This is a genomic window from Corynebacterium propinquum DSM 44285, from assembly GCF_000375525.1.
Taxonomy (GTDB): domain Bacteria; phylum Actinomycetota; class Actinomycetes; order Mycobacteriales; family Mycobacteriaceae; genus Corynebacterium; species Corynebacterium propinquum.
Genome location: NZ_AQXC01000014.1, coordinates 37,639 through 52,449, shown reverse-complemented (window position 1 = coordinate 52,449; position 14,811 = coordinate 37,639). Strand labels below are relative to the sequence as shown.

Sequence of the window (14,811 nt, the reverse complement as noted above, 5' to 3'; positions counted from 1 at the left end):
AGAGGTATGCTGCAAGCCTCGATTGACTCTAGGGTTTGAATGCTGAGATGGATGCCCACCTCGGCTATCAATCCGGTGATCGGGAAGCTAAAACTGCTACTGGGACTGATAATCACCGCAACGGCACCTACCCGAAGACTGTTGATTCCAACTACGGGCCGGTTACCGTAGAAATCCCCCGGGACAGAGCCGGGACGTTTATCCCGACCATGGTTCCCAAGGGCTCGAGGCGTTTAACGGATGTCGAGTGAGATGATCATCAGCTTGTATGCCGGTGGGATGACTATCCGCGATATCAGGCACCATATGGCCACTGCTATGCGGGTGGATATTTCCCATGAGACGATTTCCGCTGTGACTGACGCAGTCCTNGATGAAGTCATGGTGTGGCAAAACCGCCAGTTAGATGAGTTCTACCCCGTGATCTTCCTTGACGCGTTGCGTATCAAAGTCCGTGATGGTGGACGTGTAGTCAACAAGTCTGCCTATATGGCCATCGGCGTTGATGTTGACGGAATCAAACACATTCTGGGCTTGTGGATAGCTAAAGAAGAAGGCGCGTCGTTTTGGGCACAAGTGTGCTCTAACCTGGCTAATCGTGGGGTTAAAGACGTCTTCATTGTCTGCTGCGACGGGCTGAAAGGCCTACCTGAAGCAGTAGAGGCAACCTGGCCAGGTTCGATGGTGCAAACCTGTGTGGTGCATCTTATTCGTGCAGCTAACCGGTGGGTAGCTTACGGGGACCGTAAGACCGTGTCAGCAGCACTGAAGAAGGTTTATACCGCCCCTGATGAGTCCAGTGCTGCTGCAGCACTGGCTGAGTTCGCATCCTCTGAGCTTGGCGAGAAATACCCCAGGCCCGTGAAGGTCTGGCGCGACGCGTGGGGGCGGTTCGTCCCGTTTTTGCAGTTTCCTCCGGCAGCCCGCAAGGTAATCTATACGACGAATTCCATTGAATCGATGAACAATGAGCTGCGAAAAGCCACCCGCAATAGGGTGCAGTTCACCAACGATGAATCAGCACTGAAGACGTTGTGGTTGATGATCTGCAACATTGAAGATAAACGAGCTGCAAAGAGGGCGAAGCAGGGCAAACGAGTCTCGGCGACAGCCGGAAGACTCATGGAAGGAGCCCGAGTTTCCGGTTGGAAACAAGCCATCAACCAAATGGCTGTGGCCTACCCCGACCGCTTCAATAAATACCTCTAAGAAATCATCCCCACACACAAACAACTTGACACGCTCCGTTGACAAGTCTAGAGCAAACTAAGGAGTTGATCGTAGCCGATGTCATCGACGCCGACACAACCACCCCGGTAGGCAAGGAGATTGCAGCCTAATGACCAACCACACTCAGGCCCGTGCCGGACCCGATCTTTGCTAACAGATCACCGACGATTTGAAAGAACTCATACACCACCTATGCAGACTTGATTTTTCTGCTGTGGCTTGGATAACATTCAAGGGCTCCATGGACAGGAAGACATTAAGTTCTGATCCGTGTTTTTGGTAGCTTTCGTGTAAAGCAGTTCACTAGGGAAGAATCGGAATATGAAAAATAAAGAAATCAAACTTCTGAGTTGTTTGATTGTTGCAGTCGTGGCAGCAACTCCCGCAGTATCATCTGCCCATTCATCAGCGCTCGGTTCCAGCGGTATCTTCAACCATGGAGGGGATTCTTCGTCCGATTCACAAGATCAGACAACTGATGAATCTAAGAAGACTCAGCAAGGTAAAGAGATCTTCTCCGCAGTACATTTCATGGTGGGAGAGAAAGCTAAAAACCTGACATTGGTACAAGATATTAGGGAGTCTCCTGATTTCGATGAGGAAGCAAATACACGTTTTGCGACGGAGACCATGGATGCCCTCCAGGAAAAGGATCCTGAATACTTTGCCAAGTACGCCAAAGAAATGACTAGCGGGAACCCGGTATCTGTTGAGCGTGCTATTACTCGAGGCCAAGAAGATATTAAACAGTACGTGAAGACTGCATATCCTGAGAATGCAGAACAAGGTGAAATGACCCCTCAAGCCTGTTCAATCGGTGTAGGTGGCTGCGTTTGGACTGTTGCTTTGGCCTGGAACTATGGTGCTGTGATCAATGTTGGGGCCGCAATTAACGTCTACGCAGCCCTATGGGGGCCTGATAAAACCTGGAGCCCGGTCTCTGAAGAGAACGCACCCTTGCAGCGACAGACAATGATCGCAACTCTGGCTCACGAACTAAAAACTACGTAATCCAACCACTATTTTGGGTGAAAGCCAGAAGGAGAAAAGATTAATGAGCAAGTTAATTGAAAGAACTGCACTTAGTATTTGGATGATTAGTGTATTTTTTCTTTGCATGGTCGTGATCCTTTCCCTTCTGCCTTATTCGCCCGTCCGTAGCTCCGTTTCATTTATCGAAAAAGAAAAGCTTACTGCTATTGTGCCCCAGGGGTGGGGTTTCTTCACGAAGGACCCTCAAGAAGAAAGATTGAATTTTTACAAACTAGGTTCTGACCGAAAATGGTTAGCGGACGACGTGGCTAACGCGTCTTCGACAAACTATTTTGGTGCAAGTAGACGATCGCGGCTTAGGGGGTTGGAACTCGCTAAGCTATTAACGCATGTTGGAGGGCCCAAGTCGGAGAATTGGAAGACGTGTCTATCCACCAGTCGTGATGATTGTTTGAACTCTGTCAAAGATAAAAATCCCATAGAAGTTAATAACGACTATCCCATCAAGACAATTTGCGGACCCTCTCTAATCACTCAGCAAAAACCCAATCCATGGGCTTATAGCCAATCCGGGTTTGCAAATGGGAATGATATTAAATACCTCTTTGTGAAAGTGAATTGTGATTAGAGTGAGAATGTATATAAAGAGCCTAGCTGATTCGACATTTTCCGGTGCTTATGGCATTGGTCGATCACTAGTAGCATTGGGTCTACTGCTAACCGTAAGCATGGATGGGAGCTCGATTTTATTTGCTCCTGATGACACTAGGTTTCCAATGGGGCGTTGTGGGACCGGAGAGATCTTAGATCAAACACTCTTCTGTTTATTTGGATTTGAAGCTGGTAGATGGATTGCAGTACTGACGTTTTTACTAGTAGTTTTTGGGGCGTTCCCAGCACTCACTGCCATTCCTTTTGCTTATGCAGCGTGGAGCTTGCAGGCTACATTGGCCATTCCTGAAGGGGGCGACCAGCTGGCCTCCAATCTCGCAATCATTATGATGCCGATAGGACTCCTTGACTGGCGATGGAATCAATGGATGAAAAGGGGAATTAGTTTCGACCGCTTTATGCAATGGCCCGAGTTTGGGTCGGGGGTCCGTTTCACTGGCCTAATTGTCATCTGGATTCAAATGTCTATCGTTTACTTCTTTGCCGCAGTAGAGAAGCTAGCTGTTGATGAATGGCTGGAAGGCACCGCAATCTACTATTGGGCATCCGATCCCAACTTTGGAGCCGTAGGAATAAGGCAACAAATATTTTCCCTTTTTACCAATAGTCCGTGGTTTGTAGTGCTAATTACTTGGGGAACGCTGCTGCTCGAATTTATGCTCGCTTTTGGTTGGTTATCTCAGGGGAGGACAAAGCGGAGGTTGATGATCGCCGGGATTATTTTCCATCTAGGAATTGCCCTCATTATGGGGTTGGTGAGCTTTTCTATTATTATGAGCGGTGCTCTAATCCTTTACCTTGGCGTGGTAAAATCGTCCAAATTGAATGATGGATTAACGGGGGATAGGTTCCGTAATTGTGAAACTGAATTGGTAGCACACTAACTCTTGGTCCTTAAGGAGCGAAAATTGATAACATCTGCAGTTTTTACGCTAGTAACATTCTCGGTTTTAGGGGTTTTTACATTTTTTATCGCGAAAGAGTCCCCCAAAGGTGAGTATAAATCGTTAACTTATACTTCCTTGCCCGGCATACTTACGCCGCGTGTGTTGAGTTCAAAAGAAAACTGGGTGATGGCCCATAGGGCAATGTCGCCGTACTTTACATCGTTAGCTGTCTATTTTAGCTTGGCTGCGGTAGTTAATGAAATAGTGATTTTTACCGCAAACAGTTATGCGGGTGTAGTTTTTAGTTGCAGCTTGTTTTTGGGGATTACTATTTTTGCCGTCCTAGTCTTTTTAGGGGACCGCGTTGTAGCAAAGCATGAACGAAGAATGGGTAAAACACGGTGAGTCGTAAAATTCAGTCTCTATTGGTTGGGGTCGTCATGGCTCTTTTTGTATGCCTATTTACAGCAGGTGTCAGTAGCGCCACTGTTCTCTCTTCCTCGGAGGGGAGTTCTTCGCTCTCTAGCGGAATATCTCATGCCGTGGAAGGGCCGGCTTTTGAGAAGATTTACAGAAATAGCCGGGGCTTCTCTTATTTAGCTGCTCCGAGAGTTTTGTCTCCAGGAGTTGCGATTACTAACCAGGATAAAGGAAAGGTGTGTTCTGCAGGATGGTTTTTTGAAAAGGGAGATCAAATTCTATTATCCACTGCCGGGCATTGTGGTGCTCAAGGGGATAGGTTCTCTTTTACTAACCAAGATGGCGAAACTGTTAGCATCGGAAAGGTAGTTGTTTCCGATTATCAGACTACGTCCGATCTTGGCATCTCAGATTTTGCGTTGATCGAAGTTATTGACCTATCTGTTGTGGGGGCAACAGTTCCTCTGGAAAATCGTTACCTCCCAGTAGAAATGACTTATGAAGATGCTCCTTCGGCATCATTTACTCGATTCGACTTTATTTGTGGCCTTGGTTTTAGATCGGGATTATCTTGCGGCCCTTTCGATTCCATAGGAGAGAAGGGAGAGCTTTTCTTTCGCCGGATTAGCGATACCGGGGATTCTGGTGGGCCAGTCTTTGGAGTTAACGGGTCTACCATTGTGCCGTTAGCTCTGGGGTCAGCTGGCAGCAATGATGATGCCACCAAATCGCTTAACCAGCCCATTTTGTCTAAAATGCGACAATACAACTTGAAGCTGCATCTGTAGTGCTCGGGTTCAGCTTTGAACGGCGGTCTTTGTCTCTAGGCACATGTGTAGATGCTGTGAAGTGCCCCAGGTTTTGTTCCGTTTGAGTAGATGGGAAAATTTGGAACATGCCAAGAAAAATTTGACCAGGAAGCGAAGCATCGCGTGGTCCGCTTGGTAGAAGATCGCATCCTGGCGGAGAACCTTTCCATGCAGGCAGCCTGCAAGATCATGGCACCCAAAGCTGGGAGTTTCGTGGCACACAGCGAGGCAATGGACGCAGGCCGCTCGAGGTGAGGGACGCGTTACTAAACGGTTGCCTGAGGACCTTGTGGCAGAGGTCGCCAAGCTGCGTCGAGAAAATCACCAGCTTCGCGACACCAATGAGTTGTTGAAAGCCGCCTCAGCTTTTCGCCTCATGACTCGACCCAAATTGTTAAGAAATGATCCGGTTCATCGATGAGCATCGGAATCGTTTCACTGCCCGAGTTCATCAGCCAGACGTTAAACACTCACGGCGAAGGCGGTTTCCTGAATCGGCCTGGGTTTGTGGAAGGCGGTGTTTAAGCCGCTTGGGCTTCGGTCGTATCCGTTTCCGGATGATTGTGATAGTAGTAGTGTTAACGACGGTTGAAAAGTAGCCCAGTAGCAGCGGTCGAAAAGTAGCCCATTCAATCAGAATTGGATAGGTGATTTCCATGGATAATTGGGCGCAGATTCGAGTACTGCACGCGCAGGGCATGTCGATTAGAAAGATCGCGGCTGAAGTCGGTTGTGCCAAAAAGACCGTTGAACGCGCTTTAGCTTCTAACGAGCCGCCGTCATATAGGCAGCGGCCTAAAGTACACGGTGCTTTCGACCTCGTTGAAGCACAGGTACGCGCACTTTTAAATGATGAGCCGCAGATAGCGGCAACCGTCATCGCCAAACGCGTCGGCTGGACTGGGTCGATGTCATGGTTTCGTGAGAACATTCGCAAAATCCGGCCGGAGTACCTTCCTCAAGATCCTGTCGATACGCTCAAGCATCGCATTGGCGAGCAAATTCAATGCGATCTGATGTTTCCTGCCGGCGGCATCCCTAACGACACAGGAGGTGTATTCCCAGCACCCGTACTGGTCATGGTGGCCTCGTATTCATGATTTATGGCGGCATGCATCCTGCCGACGAAAACAACCGGTGACCTTGTATCCGGGATGTGGATGCTCCTTGAACAACGCTTTCAAGCAATTCCGCAACACATCCTCTGGGACCACGAGTCCGGTATTGGCCGAGCTCGTTTAACGGACCAGGTCTTGGGATTTTCCGGGGCCTTAGGCATGGGTGTCAAACAAGCACCTCCCAGGGATCCAGAAACCAAAGGGATCGTTGAACGGCACAATCGCTATCTGGAGACTTCGTTCTTTCCCGGTCGCAGTTTCCGCGATCATCACGATGCACAACACCAGCTAGATAACTGGATTGGCACTGTTGCCAACCAGCGTATCCATGCCACACTCAAACAACGTCCCATCGATAGGTGGAAAGACGAGAAGACCACGATGCGGCCGTTGCCGCCCTATCTGCCGCAAACAGGATCGTTGCGTCAGCAACGCCTTCCTCGTAACTACTACGTTCACATCGATTCCAACAAGTACTCGGTCATGCCGACAGCTATCGGCAAAATCGTCACGATCATGATCGGCATCGACATTGTCTGAGTCACCGACAGCACCGGAGTCCTGTTGGCCAAACATAAACGAGTCTGGGGAAAGAACCAGGTCATCACGGATCCCGAGCATGCCCGCGTAGCAAAGACCATGCGTCAACAGCTTGCGCGTCCTGCCAAGATTCCGTCTGACGCAGAGGTTGAAATACCAGATCTGAAGATCTACGACACGCTTTCAGGATGGGAGCATTGCGCATGAATAAACCAAAACATACCCAAATCGATTCCGAACTCGCACACCTATGCCAGGCGCTGAAGGCGCCACGCATCGCTGCCTCGTATGCGCACACTGCGCAGCAGGCTCGCGATGGAGCATGGACTTTTGAGGAATACCTGGCAGCAGTCTTATCTACTGAACAAGCAGCACGCGCCGAATCCGGGGCAAAGATACGCATCAAACGTGCTGGCTTTCCCCAAGTAAAGACCATCGACGAGTTCGACTTCACGGCCCAGCCTGGCCTAGACCGTGCGCGTATTGCACGCTTGGAAACCTCAGCATGGATTACCCAAGGAGACAATGTTGTATTCCTCGGACCACCAGGAACTGGGAAGACCCACCTCGCCATTGGACTATCAGTTATCGCAGCTAGACAAGGATTTAGAGTCCTTTTTGATACCGCTGCCGGCTGGGTATCCCAGCTAACCACAGCTCATAGTCAAGGCGAGCTTACGAAGTTTCTCAAAAAGCTCGCCCGCTACGACCTGCTTGTCATCGATGAGGTCGGCTACTTGCCGATCGAAGCTGATGCTGCGAACTTGTTTTTTCAGCTAGTCTCGACCCGCTACGAGAAGGCATCAGTGGTTATGACGTCGAACCTTACGTTTTCACGCTGGACCGAGTGCTTCGGCGACGCGGCCATCGCTGCTGCAATGATCGACCGCATCGTTCATCACGCAGAAATCATCACGCACAAAGGAACGAGCTATCGCATTACTGGTCGCGATGACCTACTACCGTCCGTCGCCGCAGAACGCAACGAGACGCTAAGCTAACAAACACAAACTTGGGCTACATTTCGACCGTCGGAATTGGGCTACATTTCGACCGTCGCTAACAAGGAAGATCACCGGGTAAAACTCGTTGAGCTGGCGATTTTGCCAGATCATGACCTCATCCAAGACCGCATCGGTAATGGTGCTGATCGTATCCGGGCTCATATCCACCCCCAGCGTGGTGGAAAGATGGTGGCAAATATCGCGCACTGTCATCCCGCCGGCGTAGGGCGAGACGATCATGTCGTCGAGCTCTGTGAGCCTGTGTGCACCCTTGGGCACCATGCGGGGAGTAAACGTGCCGGCACGATCCCTGGGCACAGTTACTTCCACCGCGCCGTATCCAGAATTGACGGTCTTGATGTACGACCCGTTGCGGTGGTTATTCTCCTGTGAGGTTTTGACCTGGGCTTTGGTGTTGCGGTCGGAATGGCTGTAGCCCAAATGCGCATCCATCTCCGCCTGTAGGCCAGCATTGATCGATGCCTGTAGCAGGCCTTTGACCAGCTCGCTTGCATCATCAGCGGAAGCCGACAGCTCGCTGATCAAGCTGGCGAGCTTAAGGGTTTTCCATCAGCTTCTCGCTGATCTCGTTGACCCTCGTCGGGTCATGGCTTTTCTTCGGTGACACCGTAGTCATTATCGGTGAAACTCCTTCAGATTAGAACCTCACACACAAACTTCCTGACACTCTCCTTCGCAGCCTGATCATATTTTTGGGCGCAGTCAAGATTTTGCGAGCTATTCAAACCGAACAAAAACTAGGACGCACCAGATTCTAATCTGTAGGGTCAATAACTAGCGCAGCGAGTTCCAGAGGTTTTCTGCCTCAATCTCGTCCCAGAGCACCACGTTTCCGACGTCGGTATCGGCGAAACCTCCCACCGGTACCGTCGTGGTTTCCACCCCGGTACCCATTGACAATGCCAGGCGGGCCAGGTGCCATACGTGATCGCTCTCGCCGACGGTAAACGATTTCGATACCGAGCTGATCATCGGGAATACATCAAACGGGTTGAGTAGCGTCGACGGGTTGGTGGCCTCGTGCATCAGCGCAGAGAAAAACTCTCGCTGGCGTTCTACACGGTCCAAATCACCCATCGCGGTGGCACGGGTACGCACATAGCCCAGTGCGTTGGCACCGTCCATTTCTTGGCATCCTGCGCCAACATTGAGATTCGCCAATGGATCATCAATCGGCTCCGAAGGGCACAATTCCACTCCGCCGATAGCGTCGACAATATTGGCCAAACCGCCCATGCCCACTTCGGCGTAGTGGTCAATGCTGACGCCGGTGTTGGCTTCCATGGTGTGCGTCAATAGTTGTGGGCCGCCATAAGTAAACGCCGCATTGATCTTGTCTTGCCCAAAACCGGGTACGTCGACGTAGCTGTCGCGAGGAATGGAAATTAGCTGTGCACTGGTGCCTTCCAGGTGCAGCAACATGATCGCGTCGGTGCGGCCCGTTCCAATATCGCCACCGGTGCCCAGGCGCGCGATATCTTCTTCGCTTAAGCCCACGCGTGAATCCGAACCAACCAACAACCAGTTCGTGCCCTTGGTGGATCCGATAGGCGCCTCAGGCTCCGAAGCCACGCGGGTGAGCTGGGCGTCTGCCCAAAAAGCGATGACCAGCAGTAACACCACGAGCACTGCCAACGGCCAGCCCAGACACCCCACGCAACCGAATTTTGGGCGGCGCAGCTTCGAGCGCAACCCGGCCGCACTAAACTTTCCGAAACCGTGCCCGGCGGTTGCACCGGGGTGCTGATTCCGTAGATCAACGTGGGCTTGCTGGTAGGGCTGCCCAGGTTGTTGATAGTGCTGTCCTGGATGGCCATGCGGCCCATACCCACCGGGTTGTTGATGATACTGCCCCGGTTGTTGCGCGTAGGGCTGCCCGACATAATTTTGTGGCGGCCGCTGTTGCGGGGGCTGTTGCTGTGGGGGTGCCTGGGGGAATTGTTGCGCGGAACGACGCGGCACTTCACCGTGACGTCCATGCCCCGCAGCACGACCCTGCGCGTACCCTGCTGCGGCGCCACCGACAGCACCACCGATAGCACCGCCAGCTGCTGGACCACCGAGATCCATACGGGTTGGTTCCGCAGGGATTCTCCTCTGGTTGCGTTGCTGCTGTAGCTGTTCGCGGCTTGCATTACTACGCGCGGAGTTGGCTCGCTGGGCGTCATAAATGGCGCGCTCGCGGCGCAGTTTTTCTCGATCAATTTGCGGGCGGTTTGCACGCGAATCGGCCCGATTAGTGCGCGTTGGGCGCGCAGCACGAGGGACACGCGAAGCTTCTTGCGGAGCTTCCGGCTTGGCATGCCGCCCGCCGTCAGCGGAATGTCGGTTGCTTCCAGCGGAATGCCGACCACTACCTTCCCGCGTTCCACCTTGCGCCGGGCGCGGGCGCCGTCGCACCGGCCGACCGTAGCGATCCAGCAGCGGCTTACCGTCGCGCCCCAGGACGACGTCACCTTCTGCAGGCCCGTGGGATTCCCCGTGCCGTCCAGTTGGCCGTTCTCCGCGATCATTCATGGCAGATACTTTACCTACCCTTGCTCGCAGGCTGCTCGTTAGCCAAAAACTCAGGCATGCACATCAAGTGCGAGCCCGAGCAGCTCGTCGTCGGCAAGCGTGACTGACCCCAGATGTACCCCAGCCGGTGGACGCCCAGGCAAAGCCACCGGAATAGAGATAGCGGGCCGTCCCGTCATATTAAATACCGAACACCATGGCGACCAACGGGTTTGCTCGGCAAAACACCGGGCGTGCTCCATCGCAGCAAAATGGCCCAGCGGCGGTGGATCGTGGGAGAGCGTGGGCGATAACACCACATCAACGTTCCAAAAAGAATGCAACAGACCATTCAGTGCGAAGGCGTGTTTTTTCGCTGCCTGCACATCCGTTGGCGCTTGCCGACGCCCTAGCTCCACCACCCAGTGCGGGTAGCCGACGGTGCCTGAGCCTGGTGCTAATGTGTCGTCGGCAAGCGCGGTGGCGAGCGCGGAGCTAAAAATCGTGCGGAAGGCGTCTAGGGTACGCTCACCGGGAAACGCAGTGATCGGGATAATCTGGTGGCCCGCGGAATCAAGCGCTTCGGCGGCTAGCTCTGTGGCCTGCAACATGGGATCGGCAACCTCGGCGTCTGTCAAAATTGGGTCCGTCAACAGGCCGACGCGCATACGAGAAACGCTGGGGTTGAGCGCGTGCAAGAAAGCGGAATCAGCCACCGTGGTGGTGACAAATCCCTGCACCGCCAACGCCCCGTTCTGCATCCCCGGTGGCCGCGGGGTGGTGGGTTTGAAGCCGACAAGCCCGCAGGCCGCAGCCGGAACACGGATCGAACCACCGCCGTCCGAGGCATGCGCGGCGCGCACAGTACCGAGTGCGACCTGTTCTGCAGCACCGCCAGAAGAGCCACCCGGGGTAGCTCCCGGCCACAGGGGATTTGTCGGGGCGGGCAGGCCTACCGGCTCGCAATCAATGCGTAAGCCCAGCTCAGATGACGCGGTTTTCGACTCTATGCGCGCGCCCTGGGCCTGCAGATGCGCCAGAAACGGCTCGGTGCGCTGGGCAATATATCTGCGGGAGATATTGCCCAAGGTGGTGGGAAGCCCGGCGACGTCGTAAAGATCCTTTGCCGGAATCGACCAACCCGCCAGCCGCTCAGGGTTGGGGAGGTGGTGAGGCAATTTTTGCAATTAAAGCCCCTTCAGGTCCAGGAGCTGGGCATATTTCGGTCGTGCCTTGCTGATTTTGTAACTCTCATGCAGCCGTCATTGAAGTAATCGCTTGTCGCATGAGTTCTGAGCGTGATAAGTGCTTTTCTGCAGCGAGTTGGTCTAACATTTTTAGTTCTTCGGCGGTTAATCGAACAGCGATTACTTGGGAGGGTTGAGCACCTCGACCTGGTCGGCCGCGACCACGTTTTTTTAGTGCTTCCACGTCATAACCGGCCTCGGCTTCAGAAACCCAGGCATCAATTTGATGTTCTGTTGCTTTAACGGGCATGACTATATCGTATAACGAAAATATCCTCAAGGCACTATTTGCTTCCGTGCTTTTCAATCGCACAACAATGTGAAATCTCAGAACGATGTGAAGTGGCAGGGTAATCTAGCGGGCATGAGCACCGTGGCATACCTGGGACCCGCCGGAACTTTCACCGAGGCTGCACTGCACAAGCTACAGCGCGCCGGGGCGTTTGCTGGGGCGGGACACGATGCAGGGGCTGGTATCACCGCTGTTCCGGTGGCTTCGCCAGGTGAGGCTTTACGACGTGTCAGCGCAGGCGAGGCCGACTATGCCGTCGTAGCCGCAGAAAGTTCCGTCGAAGGCGCAGTGACTGCCACGCACGATGCATTGGTGGAAAACCCCGGATTGCAGATTTTCGCCGAATCCACACTGGATATCCAATTCAGCATCCTGACTGGTACCGAAGAAATCGCGGCAAAGCCGCACGCGATTACCAGCATTGCGACGCACCCGGTGGCGTATCAGCAAATCCGCACCTGGGTGGACAATCATTTGCCGAATGCCGAGTTCATCCCGGCCCCATCCAACGGCGAGGCCGCACGCATGGTCGCGCAAGGCCGTGTCGATGCCGCTGCTGCCCCGGATAATGCCGCTGATCTGCATGGGCTCGCGCGGATGGCACAAGGGGTGGCGGATGTTTCCGGCGCCCAGACTCGTTTCATTGCACTTACTGCGGCGCAGCGAAACGGTGCACCCCGCACCGGCAACGATCGCACCGGAATCATTTTTCATGTGCACAACGAACCCGGCGCATTGGCCGGCGTACTGCAGGAAATCGCTGGCCACGGGGTGGATTTATCACGCATTGAATCCCGGCCGACGCGCACCGGACTGGGCACCTACCGCTTTCACCTCGACATGCATGGCCACATCGACGACGCGCCGGTGGCCGCGGCAGTCGCCGCCCTGGAGCGGCGGTGCGAGAAAGTGCAATTCCTCGGCTCCTGGCCCAAAGCACGGTAATTCACAGGCACGGCAACTCATAGGCAGGGGTTAAGCATGGGAAAAGTCATTTTGCTCCGCCACGGGCAAACGCATTCCAATATCCACGGCTACCTGGATACCCGCCCGCCGGGAGCAGAACTCAGCGAGCTCGGGCGTCGGCAAGCCCACGCTGTCGGTGAGGAATTTGCCCGTGAACTGGGAGAAATCCCGCAGTGGTGGTCGTCGATGGCCATCCGCACGCAGCAAACCTCTGAGATCGCTGCCCGGGCCTTCGAGCAATTCCGAGGGCTAGAACCCTATACCATCCCGGTGCAGGTCACCCCAGGTTTGTATGAAGTCTTCGCTGGCGACTATGAGATGAGCCAAGACATGGGGAAAATCGCCGAATATCACCAGTGTTTGCTGCGGTGGCTCGAAGGCGACGAACACGCAGCAACCCCCGGCGGTGAAACCTACCCCGAGATTCTGGCGCGCTATTTACCAGTGATGGAACAAGCCGCAGTCAGCGATCACACCACGGTCATTGCCAGCCACGGCACCGTGGTGCGCGTTGTGGCACGTTACCTCACCGGCCTGGACGCACGGCAAGCATTTGACTGGTATCTGCCGAACTGCCGCTATATCGTGCTGGACCCGGCAGGGCGGGAATTTGGGCAGTGGAAGCTCGACCGCTGGGGCGATTATGATCTGGGGGTGCTGCTTTAGGTACCGAGCAACCTTTACCCAAAACCAGCGGCATGCAGCTGCTCTTCGTCCATACCGAAATAATGCCCAACCTCATGAAACACAGTCACCTCGACTTCGTCGGCAAGCTGCTGCACACTGCTGCAATAACGCTTCAGCGCCTCGCGGTAGACAAAAATCGCGTCCGGTAAAAACCCCGTGTGGTGGTGGGTGCGCTCCACCAAGGACACGCCCTCATACAGGCCTAAAATCTCGGGGTTTTCCGGGTGAAAATCCTCAATCAAAATGGCAACATTGCGCAGGCGATACGCAAAATCATCCGGGATTTTATCCAGTGCATCCAGCACTAGCTCCTCGAAATCCTCGTCGCTGATGTCCACCATGATCAGTTACCGCAATCGGTTACCACGGCCAGCTAGCGCCGTGGGTTGCGCTCCGGGCGTTCTTCCGGTGGGCCGCCATCGATCGTCAACGCACCGCGTCCTTCACGTGCCGTGCCTTCAATGGTGGAAAAACCGCCGCCATCGCGGGCATGCACCAGCGTGCAATTCACCGAATGGGAACCGTTGCGCCAGGAATCCTCACTCAGTGCGCCCCAATACGGTTGCAGCGTCGACTGATACAGGTTTTCTTCGCCGCCTAAGTAATCCTCGGCGGCGCGGGTGCAGACGTCGGCAAGAAACTCATCTTGCGCTTCTTCGGCCGGGTAGCCGTCTGCGAAATTTTCCAACAGATTGACCGTGGAAGTCACCTCCATCTGGTGCGGCTCGCCACAGGCGACCTCCGTCAGCGTCTGGGATTCCTCGATACGCAGGCACGATTGCGCGCTGTACACGCGGGCCTGGTCGCGCTCGGAGACCTTGCCGGTGGTCAATTGTGGAACGCCGCGGGAATCAGTGCTTTGCAAACCGCACAGCATGGTCCGGTCCCCGTTTTCCCAGGCCGGGGCGGGCGGCAAAATTGGCGCAATGGAATACTTCCCGGAAGGATCAAAGCGCCCATCCAGGTACCGCAACGTTGGCGTCCGGCAGAGTTCTTCGCGCAATTGGGCCTGCCGGGCGGTGCCAGGAATTTCCGCCTCCGGGCCGAACTCGGCAGTCGGGTACGCACTCAGATCCTCCCGCGCGGAAATTTCAAAACGGTGCTCTTCGGCGCAATCGGCCTGCTCGAAGCTATTAATCTTGCCGTCGGCGTCAATATTCCAGGTCAGGCACGCGCCGGCATCAGCGGTGGTAAACGATGCCACCTGTGGTTTCGGCTTCTGCGCAGACTCCGTTGTCGGGTTGGCGTTGACGGTGCTGTCGTTCGCCTGGCCTGTGGAGGCGGCGCCGTCGTCGGAAAACAGCCCGTAGCCGGTTAATGCCGTTGCGCTGGCGAGGGCAGTCACCAGCGCGGTGCGCACTGCTACTGCTGATCGCCATGATGCCTGAGTACTCATCGGCAGCTAGTTTACCCTGTCGTTTCACGCTAA

15 protein-coding genes and 3 pseudogenes are annotated in these 14,811 nt (G+C 54.2%); 12 read left to right on the top strand and 6 right to left on the bottom strand.

Annotation, left to right across the window (positions count from 1 at the left end; all coding sequences use genetic code 11):
- From B142_RS12685 to istB, 10 genes and pseudogenes are all read left to right on the top strand, one after another.
- Positions 1-1,209, top strand: a pseudogene (locus B142_RS12685) (IS256 family transposase); the annotation flags it as partial.
- A gap of 342 nt (positions 1,210-1,551) precedes the next feature.
- The gene (locus B142_RS0110855) at positions 1,552-2,241 is read left to right on the top strand and encodes a sporulation delaying protein family toxin (RefSeq protein WP_018121580.1); all 690 of its coding nucleotides are present in this window, start codon (positions 1,552-1,554) and stop codon (positions 2,239-2,241) included.
- Between the two features lie 43 nt (positions 2,242-2,284).
- Positions 2,285-2,851 (top strand): SdpA family antimicrobial peptide system protein, encoded by a 567-nt coding sequence (locus B142_RS13065; protein WP_018121579.1) that lies wholly within the window; start codon positions 2,285-2,287, stop codon positions 2,849-2,851.
- A 7-nt stretch (positions 2,852-2,858) separates the two neighbouring features.
- On the top strand, positions 2,859-3,779 hold the full coding sequence (locus B142_RS12675) for a sporulation-delaying protein SdpB family protein (RefSeq protein ID WP_147579094.1): 921 nt from the start codon (positions 2,859-2,861) through the stop codon (positions 3,777-3,779).
- A gap of 24 nt (positions 3,780-3,803) precedes the next feature.
- The gene (locus B142_RS13715) at positions 3,804-4,187 is read left to right on the top strand and encodes an SdpI family protein (protein ID WP_161796694.1); all 384 of its coding nucleotides are present in this window, start codon (positions 3,804-3,806) and stop codon (positions 4,185-4,187) included.
- The gene (locus B142_RS12665; protein WP_144736899.1) at positions 4,184-4,990 is read left to right on the top strand and encodes a chymotrypsin family serine protease; all 807 of its coding nucleotides are present in this window, start codon (positions 4,184-4,186) and stop codon (positions 4,988-4,990) included. The genes B142_RS13715 and B142_RS12665 overlap by 4 nt, the downstream gene beginning before the upstream one ends.
- A gap of 61 nt (positions 4,991-5,051) precedes the next feature.
- A pseudogene (locus tag B142_RS12660) lies at positions 5,052-5,243 on the top strand (hypothetical protein); the annotation flags it as partial.
- Between the two features lie 424 nt (positions 5,244-5,667).
- Positions 5,668-6,111, top strand: coding sequence for a helix-turn-helix domain-containing protein (locus B142_RS13060; RefSeq protein WP_018121575.1), 444 nt, complete (start codon positions 5,668-5,670; stop codon positions 6,109-6,111).
- 3 nt (positions 6,112-6,114) lie between these two features.
- Complete coding sequence (locus B142_RS13055) at positions 6,115-6,669, top strand: Mu transposase domain-containing protein (protein WP_081604992.1); 555 nt, start codon at positions 6,115-6,117, stop codon at positions 6,667-6,669.
- A gap of 203 nt (positions 6,670-6,872) precedes the next feature.
- A complete protein-coding gene (istB, locus tag B142_RS0110820; RefSeq protein ID WP_018121573.1) occupies positions 6,873-7,670 on the top strand; it encodes an IS21-like element helper ATPase IstB in 798 nt (265 codons plus the stop codon).
- Positions 7,671-7,733: 63 nt separating this feature from the next.
- Here istB and B142_RS12650 read toward each other — a convergent pair.
- From B142_RS12650 to B142_RS13365, 4 genes and pseudogenes are all read right to left on the bottom strand, one after another.
- Positions 7,734-8,310: pseudogene (locus B142_RS12650) on the bottom strand (transposase); the annotation flags it as partial.
- Positions 8,311-8,468: 158 nt separating this feature from the next.
- The gene (locus B142_RS0110810) at positions 8,469-9,764 is read right to left on the bottom strand and encodes an LCP family protein (RefSeq protein WP_081604995.1); all 1,296 of its coding nucleotides are present in this window, start codon (positions 9,762-9,764) and stop codon (positions 8,469-8,471) included.
- A gap of 497 nt (positions 9,765-10,261) precedes the next feature.
- Positions 10,262-11,377 (bottom strand): amidase, encoded by a 1,116-nt coding sequence (locus B142_RS0110805; RefSeq protein ID WP_018121570.1) that lies wholly within the window; start codon positions 11,375-11,377, stop codon positions 10,262-10,264.
- Between the two features lie 64 nt (positions 11,378-11,441).
- Positions 11,442-11,687 carry a ribbon-helix-helix domain-containing protein gene (locus B142_RS13365; protein ID WP_018121569.1) on the bottom strand — a complete coding sequence of 82 codons (246 nt, stop codon included), beginning with the start codon at positions 11,685-11,687 and terminating at the stop codon, positions 11,442-11,444.
- Between the two features lie 114 nt (positions 11,688-11,801).
- On the opposite strand from B142_RS13365, the gene pheA reads away from it, so the two are divergent.
- Entirely contained in the window at positions 11,802-12,674 is an 873-nt protein-coding gene (pheA, locus tag B142_RS12645) for a prephenate dehydratase (RefSeq protein WP_018121568.1), read from the top strand.
- Between the two features lie 36 nt (positions 12,675-12,710).
- Positions 12,711-13,361 carry a histidine phosphatase family protein gene (locus tag B142_RS0110795; protein WP_018121567.1) on the top strand — a complete coding sequence of 217 codons (651 nt, stop codon included), beginning with the start codon at positions 12,711-12,713 and terminating at the stop codon, positions 13,359-13,361.
- A gap of 14 nt (positions 13,362-13,375) precedes the next feature.
- On the opposite strand, the gene B142_RS0110790 is transcribed toward B142_RS0110795, so the two are convergent.
- Together B142_RS0110790 and B142_RS0110785 are read right to left on the bottom strand one after the other, a co-directional pair.
- Positions 13,376-13,723, bottom strand: a complete 348-nt coding sequence (locus tag B142_RS0110790) for a metallopeptidase family protein (RefSeq protein WP_018121566.1) — start codon at positions 13,721-13,723, stop codon at positions 13,376-13,378.
- Between the two features lie 32 nt (positions 13,724-13,755).
- Positions 13,756-14,778, bottom strand: coding sequence for a septum formation family protein (locus B142_RS0110785; RefSeq protein ID WP_026168087.1), 1,023 nt, complete (start codon positions 14,776-14,778; stop codon positions 13,756-13,758).
- Between the last annotated feature and the right edge of the window lie 33 nt (positions 14,779-14,811).